Annotated in this window: 13 protein-coding genes; 3 read left to right on the top strand and 10 right to left on the bottom strand. The window is 74.4% G+C overall.

Annotated elements, in window-relative coordinates; all coding sequences use genetic code 11:
- Position 1 precedes the first annotated feature (1 nt).
- The 6 genes from M8330_RS03320 to moeZ all read right to left on the bottom strand — a co-directional run bounded on the left by M8330_RS03320 (position 2) and on the right by moeZ (position 6,287).
- Complete coding sequence (locus M8330_RS03320) at positions 2-703, bottom strand: lysophospholipid acyltransferase family protein (RefSeq protein ID WP_250052885.1); 702 nt, start codon at positions 701-703, stop codon at positions 2-4.
- 233 nt (positions 704-936) lie between these two features.
- On the bottom strand, positions 937-2,514 hold the full coding sequence (locus M8330_RS03325; protein WP_250826179.1) for a PP2C family protein-serine/threonine phosphatase: 1,578 nt from the start codon (positions 2,512-2,514) through the stop codon (positions 937-939).
- Positions 2,515-2,566: 52 nt separating this feature from the next.
- Positions 2,567-2,908 (bottom strand): MGMT family protein, encoded by a 342-nt coding sequence (locus M8330_RS03330; RefSeq protein WP_250052889.1) that lies wholly within the window; start codon positions 2,906-2,908, stop codon positions 2,567-2,569.
- Between the two features lie 10 nt (positions 2,909-2,918).
- Complete coding sequence (locus M8330_RS03335; RefSeq protein WP_250826180.1) at positions 2,919-3,434, bottom strand: S1 family serine peptidase; 516 nt, start codon at positions 3,432-3,434, stop codon at positions 2,919-2,921.
- A gap of 530 nt (positions 3,435-3,964) precedes the next feature.
- Positions 3,965-4,894 (bottom strand): S1 family serine peptidase, encoded by a 930-nt coding sequence (locus M8330_RS03340; RefSeq protein WP_250052893.1) that lies wholly within the window; start codon positions 4,892-4,894, stop codon positions 3,965-3,967.
- Between the two features lie 184 nt (positions 4,895-5,078).
- A complete protein-coding gene (moeZ, locus tag M8330_RS03345; RefSeq protein WP_250052895.1) occupies positions 5,079-6,287 on the bottom strand; it encodes an adenylyltransferase/sulfurtransferase MoeZ in 1,209 nt (402 codons plus the stop codon).
- A gap of 286 nt (positions 6,288-6,573) precedes the next feature.
- Here moeZ and M8330_RS03350 point away from each other — a divergent pair, with 286 nt between their 5' ends.
- Positions 6,574-7,233, top strand: a complete 660-nt coding sequence (locus M8330_RS03350) for a TetR/AcrR family transcriptional regulator (protein ID WP_250052897.1) — start codon at positions 6,574-6,576, stop codon at positions 7,231-7,233.
- Positions 7,234-7,374: 141 nt separating this feature from the next.
- Positions 7,375-7,596, top strand: a complete 222-nt coding sequence (locus tag M8330_RS03355) for a DUF3107 domain-containing protein (protein WP_250052899.1) — start codon at positions 7,375-7,377, stop codon at positions 7,594-7,596.
- 85 nt (positions 7,597-7,681) lie between these two features.
- Here the strand turns inward: M8330_RS03355 and M8330_RS03360 are convergent, their stop codons facing one another.
- Positions 7,682-8,401, bottom strand: coding sequence for a ferritin-like fold-containing protein (locus M8330_RS03360; protein WP_250052901.1), 720 nt, complete (start codon positions 8,399-8,401; stop codon positions 7,682-7,684).
- A 247-nt stretch (positions 8,402-8,648) separates the two neighbouring features.
- Here M8330_RS03360 and M8330_RS03365 point away from each other — a divergent pair, with 247 nt between their 5' ends.
- Positions 8,649-10,181 carry a DEAD/DEAH box helicase gene (locus M8330_RS03365; RefSeq protein WP_372490148.1) on the top strand — a complete coding sequence of 511 codons (1,533 nt, stop codon included), beginning with the start codon at positions 8,649-8,651 and terminating at the stop codon, positions 10,179-10,181.
- A gap of 83 nt (positions 10,182-10,264) precedes the next feature.
- Here the strand turns inward: M8330_RS03365 and M8330_RS03370 are convergent, their stop codons facing one another.
- From M8330_RS03370 to M8330_RS03380, 3 genes are read right to left on the bottom strand one after another with little or no spacing between them, the layout of a single operon-like run.
- On the bottom strand, positions 10,265-11,296 hold the full coding sequence (locus tag M8330_RS03370) for a hypothetical protein (RefSeq protein ID WP_250826181.1): 1,032 nt from the start codon (positions 11,294-11,296) through the stop codon (positions 10,265-10,267).
- Complete coding sequence (locus tag M8330_RS03375; protein ID WP_250826182.1) at positions 11,293-12,024, bottom strand: L,D-transpeptidase; 732 nt, start codon at positions 12,022-12,024, stop codon at positions 11,293-11,295. The genes M8330_RS03370 and M8330_RS03375 overlap by 4 nt, the downstream gene beginning before the upstream one ends.
- A 3-nt stretch (positions 12,025-12,027) precedes the next feature.
- Positions 12,028-12,819 (bottom strand): ParA family protein, encoded by a 792-nt coding sequence (locus M8330_RS03380; RefSeq protein WP_250826183.1) that lies wholly within the window; start codon positions 12,817-12,819, stop codon positions 12,028-12,030.
- Positions 12,820-12,825: the final 6 nt, after the last annotated feature.

A 12,825-nucleotide genomic window follows, 5' to 3' on the forward strand; every position in this document is an offset into this window, starting at 1 on the left:
CTCAGGTCGTGGAGGGGCGCTCGTTGTAGACGCCCGCCTGCTCCTGGCCGGTGAGCCCGCCGATCGCGGCCATCACCTCGTCGGTGAGCAGCCGCCGTGCCTTGCCCAGGGGCAGGCCTGCGAACCGGTCCCCCGGCTCGATCGCGGTGCCGAAGCGCACGGTGATCCTGGCCAGCCGCGGCAGGTTCGCGCCGACCGGCTGGATCTTCTCGGTGCCGACCAGGCCCACGGGCACCACGGGCACCCCGGCCGTCAGCGCCAGGTGGGCGACGCCGGTGCGGCCGCGGTAGAGCCGGCCGTCGCGGGAGCGGGTGCCCTCGGGGTAGAGCCCGAACGCCTCGCCCCGGGCCAGCACCTCGAGCGCCGTGTCGAGGCTGGTCAGCGCCGAGCGCGGGTCGTCGCGGTCGACGGGGAGCATGCCGAGGCCGGCGAACCAGGCGCGGCTCAGCCCGCCCGAGAGGCCGGTGCCGGTGAAGTAGTCGGACTTCGCGAGGAAGACCACCTTGCGCGGCACCACGCACGGGATGACCACCGAGTCCACGAAGCTGAGGTGATTGCTGGCCAGCACGACCGGGCCGCTGCGCGGCACGTTCTCCAGCCCCTCGACCCGGGGCCGCCAGATGCCACGCGCCAGGGGCGGGACGACGGCGTGCAGGCTGCGGTAGAGCCGGTCGTGGCCCTCGTCGGCTCGCTCGTGGTTCACGGGACACCATCCTGGTGGTTACCGGTCGGTCAGGGGGCACCGGGTGCCGACACGTCCCCACTCAGGGCGACGTGGGCCGCCCGGAGTGCACAGGTCGGGGGTCGTCGTCCACACCCTGGGGCTGTCGCCCACAGGTTCGTCCACACCTTCATCCACAGGCTGTGCACACCCCTGCCCGGGTGGTGCCCGGGCGGTGGTCGGGGGTGCGGTCGAGCGGCGACCGGGGCCGGGGCTCAGACCGGGCGCGGACGGACGGCGAGCAGCACCACGTCGTCCTCGTGGCCGTCGACCAGGCCCAGCAGCCGGGTGCACAGCGCGTCCGGGGGCTCGTGCGCGCCGGCGGCGACGGCCTCGGCCAGCCACGTCACGCCCTCGTCGATGCCGCGGTCGCGCCGCTCCACGAGCCCGTCGGTGTAGAGCAGCACGAGGTCACCGGGCGCGAGCACGGCGCGGTGGTCGCGGCGGCGGGGCGTGCCGTCGACGCCGAGGAGGACGTCGGCGGGCTCGTCGAGCACCTCCACGCTGCCGTCCACCCGGCGCAGCACCGGCGGCGGGTGCCCCGCGTTGCACCAGTGCAGCAGGTAGCCGTCGGGCCCCTGCTCCTCCAGGACGCCCACGACCGCGGTCGCCAGCGCGGGGACGCCGAGGCCCTCCATGGCGCGGTCGACGTCGCCCAGGACCTGGCTCGGGAGCCAGGCGTCGCCGGCGTAGGCGACGCCGCGGACGAGGTTGCGCAGCTGCCCCATCACCGCGGCGGCGTGCTGGTCGTGGCCGGCCACGTCACCGACGACGACGGCCACGGCGCCGTCGGGCAGGCTGAAGGCGTCGTACCAGTCGCCGCCCACGGCGGACTCCAGCGCGGCCGGCTCGTAGCGCACCGCCACGTCCACCTCGGGCTCGACGTGCGGCTGGGTCAGCAGGCTGCGCTGGAGCGCCTCGGAGAGACGCTGCTGGGAGTCACGGACGACGACGACGTCGAGCGCCCGGGCCACCGTCGTGGCCACCGAGGCGACGAAGGTGCGGTACTCGTCGTCGAAGCGCAGGTGCGGGTTGAGCCGCACCACGAGGTGCCGCGGCGCCGCGCTGGGGTGCTGCACCGGCAGGTCGATACGCGCCCGTGGGCCCCGGTCGTCGCCGGCGTGCTGGCCCGGGTCGATGGTGAGGCCGATGTCGGGCGCGCGGCCGTCCGCGACGCCGACCTCGACCAGGTCCTCGCCGGCGTGGGCGCGCAGGTCGCCGACCACCCGACGTAGCAGCGCGCGCTCGTCGCGGACGTCGCCGAGGTCGCGGTCGAGCCGGGCCAGCGCCTGGGAGCGGCGGCGGGCGAGGACGGTCGCGGTGGTCTCGCTGGCGACCACGAGGACGCCGGCCACGCCGCCGTCCGCGCCCCGGACCGGGGAGCAGGAGAAGGTGAACCAGCACTGCTCGACGTAGCCGGCGCGCTGGAGCAGCACCAGCGCGTCCTCGGACCAGGTGGACCCGCGACCCTCGGCGGCGTGCCGCACCAGCGGGCCGACCTCGTCCCAGGCGCTCGAGAACGTGTCGGCGTAGGGCCGGCCGAGCGAGCCGGGGTGGGCCGCGCCGATCATCGCCGCGTAGGACTCGTTGTAGAGGAGCACGAGGTCCGGGCCCCAGCACAGGGACGCCGGGAAGCGCGTCCCGAGGACGACGGAGAGGGAGTCCACCAGCGTGTCCGGCCAGGTCGCGGGCTCGCCGAGGGGCCCGTCGGCCCAGGGGACCTCCTCGTAGGCGCTGCGCAGCGCCTCGCTCGCGTGTGCGAGGAGGCTCGCGAGGCGGGCGGCGGTGCTCACGGCACCATCCTGCCGGTCCGGTCCGGTCCGCGTGCCGTTATCCCGGAGTGTCTCAGCCCTGCCCGGGCATGCCTGACGGTGCCGCCGGTGGGGTACCGAGCGGCTGGTGGAAGGCGAGCCGGAGGTCGACCTTGCCGCTGGGTCGCAGCGGCGTGCCCTCGGCCAGGTAGGCGGCGCGGGCCTCCTCGCCGTGGCTGGGTGGGAGGCCGCCGTCCGCCCGGACCACGCGCCACCAGCACACCGCGCCCCCGTGCTCGGCCATCACGTTGCCGACGCGGCGGGGCCCGTACCGGCCGACGGCGTCGGCGATGGCCCCGTACGTGGTGACCCTGCCCGCGGGCACCTGCTCGACGGCGCTCAGCACGTCCTCGACGTAGTCCTCCGGGTGGTGCACGCGCCCGAGCCTAGGACGTGGGGGCCTGCCCCGTGGAGAGGCCCGTGGAGGGCCCGGTGAACGGTTCCGTGCCGACGGCGACCCGCAGGCCGCGCGGGGCCCCGTGGCGGCGGGCGAAGTCGAGCGCGCGCCGCAGGTCGGAGACGCCGTTGCTGCCGGGCACGGGCAGCAGGGTCAGGGTCGAGAGGGTGCCGACCGCCCGGCCGCGGGCGTCGAGCAGACCCGAGCCGGAGTCGCCCGGCACTCCGGGCGTGAGCGTGAGGACCTCGTGGGTCCAGCCGCGGGCGGACTCGTCCGCCGGGAGCACAGTGCCGGCCCGGGGCGAGAGGACGTTCTCACCGGCGCGCAGGGAGGAGGCGCCGTAGCCGAGGACGGTCTCGCCGGCGGCGAGGCCGTCGCCGAGACCCGTGGGGCCGCCCCACACGGGCACCGACGGGTTGACCAGGTCGTGGACGCGGCGGGGCAGCCGCACCAGGGCGAGGTCGTTGCCCGTGCAGGCCGGGCCCGTGGTGCCCGCGCGCTGCATCGCGCGCCAGGTGACCAGGCCAGCCGTCCCCGGGCCAGGGTGGTGCCGCCGTCGACCACGGAGCCGCCCGTGGCCACGCGCACCCGCGTCCCGCGGGCGAAGCCGCCGGTGCGGCACCCGTCGAGGTCGGTGGACTCCCCGCCGGCGGCGCAGTGGGCCGCGTAGCCCAGGTAGACGCCGCCACGGGCGTCGGTGAGCACGAAGCTCGCCGTGCACTGCGCACCGCGCGTGTAGAGCTGGACCCCGGGGTGGATCGTGGCGGTGCCGGCCGGCGCCCAGGCGGTCACCCGCCGGTGCTCGGCGGTGGTGGACGAGGTGGTGCCGACCGCGAGCGCCGGGGCGCCCTCGCTCGGGGCCGCCTGCGAGAGGGCCATGAGCCCGGTCGCCAGCAGCACGACCAGCGGCGCCACCAGGGCGGTGGCACGGTCCCGGGGCAGCAGCGTCATGGCTGGTCAACGACCGTGGGCCCCGCCGGTCACGGCGAGGCCCACGGTGGAGCGGTGCGGCACCACGTCGGCGCCGGAGAAGCGTCAGAGCAGGGGCGCGAACGGCTCCGTGCCCAGCGCCAGCGCGAGCCCGTCGATCCCGGAGTGCTCCTGCGCGTAGGCCAGCTCGTGGGCCAGGTCGCCCACGCCGTTGGAGCCCGCCAGGGGCGCGAGGGCCACCGTGGAGAGCGTGCCCAGCGCGGCGCCGTCGGCGTCCAGCATCCCGGACCCGGAGTCGCCGGGGATGCCGGGCGTCGCGGTGTAGACGGTGTGCGACCAGCCGGAGGGGGTGCTGGAGAGCGCGAGCCCGGTCTTGGGCGAGAGGACGCTCAGCCCGCCCCGCAGGGAGCTGTTGCCGTAGCTGGAGACGGTCTCGCCGGCGTCCACGCCGTCGGTGGCCAGCGCCGTGGGTCCGCCGAAGAAGGGCACCGAGGGGTTCACCTCGTCGACGAAGGCCGGGTCGACCTCGACCAGGGCGAGGTCGTTGTAGGCGCAGGTGTCCTCGTCGGTCTCGCCGACGGCGTCCATCGTCAGCCAGGAGGAGTAGGCCAGCGTGCCGGTGCCGAGGGTGGTGCCGGCGGTGAGCAGCGACCCGCCCTCGACGAACTCCACGGGCGTGCCGAGCGGCAGCGAGCCCGTGCCGCAGCCGGTGGTGTCCGTCGACTCCCCCAGCCCGGCGCAGTGGGCGGCGTAGCCGACGTAGACCGCCCCCGAGGAGTCGGTGTAGACGAAGTTCGCGGTGCACTGCGCACCGTCGGTGTACATCTGCACGCCGGGGGTGATGGTGGCGTCCTGCGCGGGGGCCCAGGCGACCGGCTCGGCCGCGTCGGCGCCCTGGGCCCCGGCGAGGCCGGCGCCCACCGTGGCGGCGGTGGCGAGGACGGCGGCGGCCGCGAGCCCGAGGGCCCGCTGCGTCCGGTGGGTCCCGGTGCCGGCGGTGGTGCGGGTGGTGGTGGTCGTGCGGGTGCTGCTCATGGAGGCGCTCCTGCGCTCGCGGGGGCGCTTCCGAGTCACGCCCCCTCGTGCAGCGCTCAACGAGCCGGTGCGGCGCAGGTCACGCTCTCGGGTGCACCGCACCCCGCGCGGGAACCTCCCCGGGACGCGGCGAGGCCCGTCCGAGCAGTGCTCGGACGGGCCTCGCCGGTAGTGGTGCTGCGCCTCAGTAGGAGGGCTGCGAGGGGTCGATCTGGTTCACCCAGGCGACCACGCCGCCGCCGACGTGCACGGCGTCGTCGTAGCCGGCGCCCTTGAGCACCGCGAGGGCCTCCGCGGAGCGCACGCCCGACTTGCAGTGCAGGACGACCTGCTTGCCGGAGTCGACGCCGGGCAGCTCGGAGAGCGCGTTGCCGTTGAGGAACTCGCCCTTGGGGATCAGCACGGAGCCGGGGATCTGGTTGATCTCGTACTCGTTGGGCTCGCGGACGTCGACGAGGACGAAGTCGCGGGTGCCCTCCTCGCGCTCCTTGAGCATGCCCTCCAGCGCGGTCACCGAGATGGTGGAGCCGGCGGCGGCGTCGGCGGCCTCGTCGGAGATCGCACCGCAGAAGGTCTCGTAGTCGATGAGGCCGGTGACGGTCGGGTTCTCGCCGCACAGCGCGCAGTTGGGGTCCTTGCGGACCTTGAGCTTGCGCCACGACAGCTCGAGGGCGTCGTAGATGACGAGCTCGCCGACGGCGGGGTCGCCGATGCCGGTGATGAGCTTGATCGCCTCGTTGACCTGGATGGAGCCGATGGACGCGCACAGCACGCCCAGGACGCCGCCCTCGGCGCAGGAGGGGACCATGCCCGGCGGCGGCGGCTCGGGGTAGAGGCAGCGGTAGCAGGGCGCGTTCTCGGCCTGCTTGGGCGCGAACACGGAGGCCTGGCCGTCGAAGCGGTAGATCGAGCCCCACACGTACGGGATGCCGAGGAAGTACGCGGCGTCGTTGACCATGTAGCGCGTCGCGAAGTTGTCGGTGCCGTCGACGATGAGGTCGTAGCCCTCGAACACGCGGTAGACGTTGTCGTTGTCCAGGCGCTCGTCGTGCAGGACGACGTTCACGTAGGGGTTCGCCTCGAGGATCGACTCCTTGGCGGAGACGGCCTTGGACTTACCCACGTCGGACTGGCCGTGGATGATCTGGCGCTGCAGGTTCGACTCGTCGACCTCGTCGAACTCGGCGATGCCGATGGTGCCGACGCCGGCCGCGGCCAGGTACAGCAGCGCCGGGCTGCCGAGGCCGCCCGCGCCGATGACGAGCACCTTGGCGTTCTTCATGCGCTTCTGGCCGGTCATGCCGACGTCGGGGATGATCAGGTGACGGCTGTAGCGACGGACCTCGTCGATCGTCAGCTCGGCCGCCGGCTCCACGAGTGCAGGGATGCTCACTTCAGCTCCTCGGTCTGGGGCACGCCGTGCCCTGCGTGGGCGGGCTCGGCGTCATGGGACGAACGACCCAACGCGGGCCGGTCCGGTGGTGTTCCCGGTTCCCCACCATGGTGAGGTGCCGGACGACGGCGGGCCGCCGCGTCCCGTCATCCGGACCCCGCCCCGACGCGCCCCGGACAAGGCCCGGGGCGTGAAGTGACGGGCAGGTAACATCGCACCCCACGGTTCCTGCGACGCACTGCCGGACCCCTGTCGCACCCGCACGCCAGCACCGAGGAGCACCCCCGTGTCCGCAGACCAGTACCAGGCCTCGTCGGCCGACGCCGACGTCCGCCCCCGCGGAGGACGCCTCCCCCGCAAGGAGCGGCGGGCCCAGCTGCTGGAGTCCGCGCTCGAGGTGTTCGTGACCAACGGCTACCACGCGGCCGCGATGGACGACATCGCCGAGCGAGCCGGCGTCTCCAAGCCCGTGCTCTACCAGCACTTCCCCGGCAAGCTGGAGCTCTACCAGGCCCTGCTGGAGGCCTCGGCGGACACCATCGTCGCCAACTGCCGCCAGGCGCTGGCCGCCACGGACGACAACAAGCTGCGCGTGGCCGCGGCGATGGACGTCTTCTACTCCTACGTGGCGGAGAAGTCCGGCGCCTTCCGCCTCGTCTTCGAGTCCGACCTCACCAGCGAGCCCGCCGTCCGCGCCCAGATCGACCGGGTCACCAGCGAGTGCGCCGAGGCCATCGCCGAGGTCATCCACGACGACACCGGCCTGGACGACGAGGCCTCCCGGCTGCTGGCCGTCTCGCTGGTGGGCATGGCCCAGGTGAGCGCCCGCTTCTGGCTCGTCGAGGGCGGCGAGCTGAGCCGCGAGCAGGCCACGGCGCTGGTCTCCGGCCTCGCCTGGCGCGGCATCGGCGGCTACCCGCGCACCGAGGAGCCCGGCCAGGCCTGAGCCGCCGGCCCGGCTGCTCACCTGCTGCCCCACCGGCCGCCCCACCGGCCGCCGGCCCTCCCCCGGCCGTCTGGGCACATGCCCTAGGCTCGGGACGAGAGCTCATCCAGGCGCCAGCCGCCTCGCGACGAAGGAGGACCCGTGGAGGTCAAGATCGGTATCCAGCAGGCCGCCCGCGAGATGGCGGTGGACGTCGACTCGACGCAGGAGTTCGTCCAGCAGCAGGTGGCGGACGCCGTCGCCGCCGGCACCCTGCTCACCCTCACCGACACCAAGGGCCGCACCATCGCGGTCCCCGGTGCCAAGATCGCCTACGTGGAGATCGGCTCCACCCAGGTCGGTGCCGTCGGCTTCCGCAGCTGACCCGGGCCCGACGCGCGCACGCCCCTCGTCCCCGACCACCACGGTCGAGGACGCGGGGCGTCGTCGTTCCGGACCGAGCGCCGGGTCAGGAGTCGAGGCCGAGCTCGGCCATCCGCTCCGCGTGCCGCTCGGTGAGGCGGGTGAACATGCGGCCGAGGGCGGCCAGGTCGAGGCCCGGCCGGTCGATCCCGCCGGCCAGGAGGGACGACATGCCCTCCCGCTCGGCGGCCACCCGCTGCGCCTGGATCAGCGCCTCGCCCATGAGGCGGCGGCCCCACAGCGCCAGACGACCGCCCAGCCGCGGGTCGGCCGCGATCGCGCCGCGCACCTGCGCGACCGCGAACGCCGCGTACCCGGCGTCCTCGAGGGTGCCGATGACGAGGCTGCGGGTGCCGGCGTCGAGGTAGGCCGCGATCTCGCGGTAGAAGTCGTTGGCCAGGCCGTCACCGACGTAGGCCTTCACCAGGCCCTCGTACCAGTCGGCGGGGGCGGTGTTGGCGTGGAAGGCGTCGACAGCCGCCATGAACGGCTCCATCGCCTCGAACGGGTCGGAGCCGAGCTCCGCCATCCGGGCCTCGATCCGGCCCAGCTTGCCGAGCTCGCCGGCGGCCATGCGGCCCAGCTGGACCTTGGCCTCCAGGTGCGGGGCGAGGGTCGCGTCCTCGCCGAGCCGCTCGAAGGCGGAGATGAGCCCGTAGCCGATGACGGCCAGCAGGTCGACGACCGCCTCCCGGTACTCCGGGTCCTCGAAGGCCAGCGAGTCCTCGCCCTCGACCTCGGCGTGTGTGACGTCGGATTCAGCCATGCTCGCAGCGTATCGGTAAGGTGGACCTGCGCGGACGCCGCGCCGACGCCCACGACGGCCGCCGGCGGCAGGCCCGCGGCGGCCCCGAGCCGCGTGACGACCTCCCGAGGTCGCCGCGCTCCGCAGGGCCGCAGGTATGTGCGCGGCAGACGTGCAGGGGACTCCCAACGGAGCCGCCGGGTCGGCCGCATCCGAGAACCCGCGGCCACGCCCCCCGGCCGGCCGCCGCACGAAAGCAGACGAATACTTGACCACCTTCCGCGACCTCGGCGTCATGCCCGAGATCTGCGACGCGCTCGAGCGCGCCGGCATCACCAGCCCCTTCGCCATCCAGGAGATGACCCTCTCGGTCGCCCTGGAGGGCACCGACCTCATCGGCCAGGCCCGCACGGGCACCGGCAAGACCCTCGCCTTCGGCATCCCGGTCATCCAGAGCAGCACCGCCGTCGGGGACGAGGGCTACGCGGCCCTCCCCCAGGGCAAGCCGCAGGCGCTCGTCGTGGCGCCGACCCGCGAGCTCGCCCTCCAGGTCTCCTCCGACCTCACCCTCGCCAGCGCCGACCGCGGCCTGCGCGTCCTCACCGTCTACGGCGGCGTCGGGTACGAGCCGCAGATCGAGGCCCTCGAGTCCGGCGTCGACATCGTCGTCGGCACGCCCGGCCGCCTCATCGACCTGGCCAACCGCAAGGTGCTCGACCTCGGCCACGTCCGCGCGCTCGTGCTGGACGAGGCCGACGAGATGCTCGACCTGGGCTTCCTGCCCGACGTCGAGAAGCTCCTCAAGCTCACCCCGGCCACGCGCCAGACGATGCTGTTCTCCGCCACGATGCCCTCCGCGATCGTCGCGCTGGCGCGCACCCACATGCGCTCGCCGATGAACATCCGCGCCGAGGCGTCCTACGAGAACGCCACCGTGCCCGCCACCTCGCAGCACGTCTACCAGGCGCACGACCTGGACAAGCCGGAGATCGTGGGCCGCGTCCTGCAGTCCAAGGACGTCGAGAAGGTCATCGTCTTCACCCGTACCAAGCGCGCGGCCCAGCGGCTCGCCGACGACCTCGTCGAGCGCGGCTTCAAGGCCAGCCCGCTGCACGGCGACATGGCCCAGGTGGCCCGCGAGAAGGCGCTGACCCGCTTCCGCGACGACAAGCTCCAGGCCCTGGTCTGCACCGACGTCGCCGCCCGCGGCATCGACGTGCGCGGCGTCAGCCACGTCATCAACTACTCCTGCCCCGAGGACGACAAGACCTACGTCCACCGCATCGGCCGCACCGGCCGCGCGGGTGCCTCGGGCACGGCGATCACGCTCGTCGACTGGGCGGACCTGCACCGCTGGAAGATGATCAACAAGACCCTCGACCTGCCGTTCGACGAGCCGGCCGAGACCTACTCGACCTCCGAGCACCTCTACACCGAGCTCGACATCGAGCCCGGCACCAAGGGCCGGATCAAGGCGCCCGAGCCGGCCCAGCCTCGCGAGAAGCGCGAGCCCCGCGAGGGCGGCGAGCGCCCCCGTCGCGACCGCAACCGGACGCGCACCCGCTCCCGCGGCGGCGAGGCCGTCGCCACCGAGGGCGCGCCGAAGGCCGAGCGCACCGGCGGTCCGACCATCACCACCGGCTCCAGCAACGCCGACGGCTCCTCGTCCTCGGGCCCGGCGGGCTCCGCTCCGAGCGGCGGCTCCGAGGGCGACGCCCCGCGTCGTCGCCGTCGCTCGCGTGGTCGCGGCGGTCGTGGCCGCGGCCAGGGCGCCGGCCAGGGCGGCTCCTCCGAGGGCTGAGCCCGCGGGCTCTCCCTCACCAGCAGCACCGACGGCCCGTCACCGCCTCACGCGGTGACGGGCCGTCGTCGTCCGGAGCCGCCTCAGCCCCAGGTGGACGGACGTCCCGGCCACGATGCCAGGCCCGAGACCGTCCTGCCCAGGTCCGTGCAGCGCCCGCCCGGCTCGAGCACGCACGACACCAACCGCTGCTGCCCGCGCAGCCGGGCGCTGCTGCCGCGACCCAGGGCCGCGCCGCCGACCACCGTGTGCTCGTCGGTCCAGGTCGCCACCACGAACCTGTCCGCGCCGTCGGGCAGGTCGACGTCCAGCGCCGTGCCACTCGCGACGTCGATCGGGCGCCAGCTGTGGTTCTCGGCGTCGACGAGGGCGGCGGTGCGGTCCGGGGAGAGCTCGCCGTGCCGGCGCACCAGCACCGGGGGAAGCGTCGCTGGGTCCACGTCGAAGCTGTCGTAGCCCTGGCCGGCGGACGGCAGGAGGCCGTCGACGATCGTGCTGTCGGCCCACGACTCGGTGAGGTCCTCCGCCGGCACCTCGGTGGCCGCGCCGCCGTCGAGCGGGAGGTAGAGGGCGGGGCCGGTAGCCGGCTCGACGACGACCGCGTCGGCGGTGAACCCGAGGGGCCGGGCCCAGGTCTCCTCGTAGAGGTCGCCCAGGTCGTCGGTGACGGGGTCGCCCATCCCCCGGGTGCTGGCGTTGAGGAGGTCGCCGGACTCGAGGTCGTAGACGGCCGCGGAGGCGACCCGGGAGGAGAAGTCCACCAGGGCCAGCGTCTCCCCCTCCGGTCCGAGGACCAGCGGCGAGAGGCTGACGTCGACGTCGAGCGGCGTGACGGTCTCGAGGTCGGTGAAGACGGTGCCCTCGTAGGTGTCCGCGTACACGCCGCGCGGCCCCACGACGAACTGGGTGACCCGGCCGCCGAGGTCGACCTCCCGTCCGTCCGCGTGCAGCGTGTTGCCGACCACGTAGGGCAGCGAGTCGAGCTCCAGCGGCGCGTCCGCCACGGGCAGGGCGTCGGGCGCTCCCCCGCCGGCGGCGAGGTCGTCGACCACGCCGCAGGACGCGAGGCCGACCACTGCCGTCGCGGCGACCAGCACGGGCGCCGCGCGCCTCACGCCGTCACCACCACCGTGGTCCCGAGCTGCGCGAAGTCCCACATGACGCGGGCGTCCGAGCGCTTCTGCCGGATGCAGCCGTGGGACAGCGGCGTGCCGAGCTGGGCGAGCGTCTGGACGCGCTCGCCGTCGAAGACTGGCAGGTCGTGGAAGCCGATGGCGGCACCGGAGGGGCCGCGGGTGAAACGGACGAACCAGCCCATGGTCGAGCCGTCGATGCCGGTGGCGTCGCGGCTGCGCGAGAACACCTCGTAGGTGCCGGGGTCGAGGTTGTCCAGGGTGCTGCCGGAGACCAGGTAGCTGGCCCGGACCCGCCCGGCACCACCGACGATCCAGACGCGCTGCTCGGACTCGGAGAACACCGCCCGACGGCCCGTGCCGGAGCCCTCCGGGAGCGCGGGGAACGCGACGGACGCGGTCTCCTCCTCCACGGGCTCCTCGACCGGCTCCTCCGACGCCGGTGCCGACGCCGACGCCGACGGGCTGGTCGACGGGTTGGTCGACGCGCTGGTCGACGGGCCGGCCGACGGGCCGGCCACGGACGACGGGGCTGACGACGCGGCAGCCGGGTCCAGCGCCACGCTCACCTCGGCGGACGCCGGCTCCTCCGTGCTGCCGAGCACCCCCACGGCGCCGAGCACGGCGCCGAGCGTGAGGGCCAGCGAGCCGACGAGGGCCCCGATCCGCCCCCAGCGGGGCCGGACCGGCGCGGTGTGGCGACCGACCACGGCTCAGCCCTTCGCGCGGCGGCGCGAGCGGGGTCGCGCCGCCCGCTCCACCAGGTTGACCGCGACCTCGCGGTAGGCCTGGGCGCCCTTGCTGGTGCGCGAGGTGGCGAGGATCGAGCGACCGGCAGCCGGTGCCTCGGCGAACTTGATGGTCTTGGGGATCGGCGGCTCGACGACGTCCAGGGAGTAGGTCTGGGAGATCGTCTCGAGCACGGTGCGCGAGTGGGTGGTGCGGCCGTCGAACAGCGTCGGCAGCACACCCCAGACCTCCAGCGACTTGTTGGTGAACCGCCGCACGTCGTGCACCGTGTCGAGCAGCTGCCCGACGCCGCGGTGCGAGAGCGTCTCGCACTGCAGGGGCACCAGCACGCCCTGGGCGGCGGTGAGGGCCGCGACCGTCAGCACCCCGAGCGAGGGCGGGCAGTCCAGCAGCACCCAGTCGTAGTCGTCCTCGAGCTCCTCGACGACCATCTTCACCACGTGCTCGCGGCCGGTCCGGGTGAGCAGGTCGGCCTCGGCCCGCGCCAGCTCGATCGTGGCGGGCAGCAGGTCCACGCCGTCCTCGGTCTCGAGCACCACGTCCGCGGCGTCGGTGCCCTGCGTGAGCACGTGGTAGATCGAGGTCTCCACGTTCTCGGGGTCGATGCCCAGCGAGAACGTCAGGCACGCCTGGGGGTCCAGGTCCACGAGCAGGACGCGGTGACCCAGCTCGGCCAGCGCGGCCCCCAGGGACGCCACCGAGGTGGTCTTGGCGACGCCGCCCTTCTGGTTGGCGACGGCGAGTGTCGTGGTCATCACGAC

It is taken from the genome of Nocardioides bruguierae (assembly GCF_023656415.1).
Lineage (GTDB): Bacteria > Actinomycetota > Actinomycetes > Propionibacteriales > Nocardioidaceae > Nocardioides > Nocardioides bruguierae.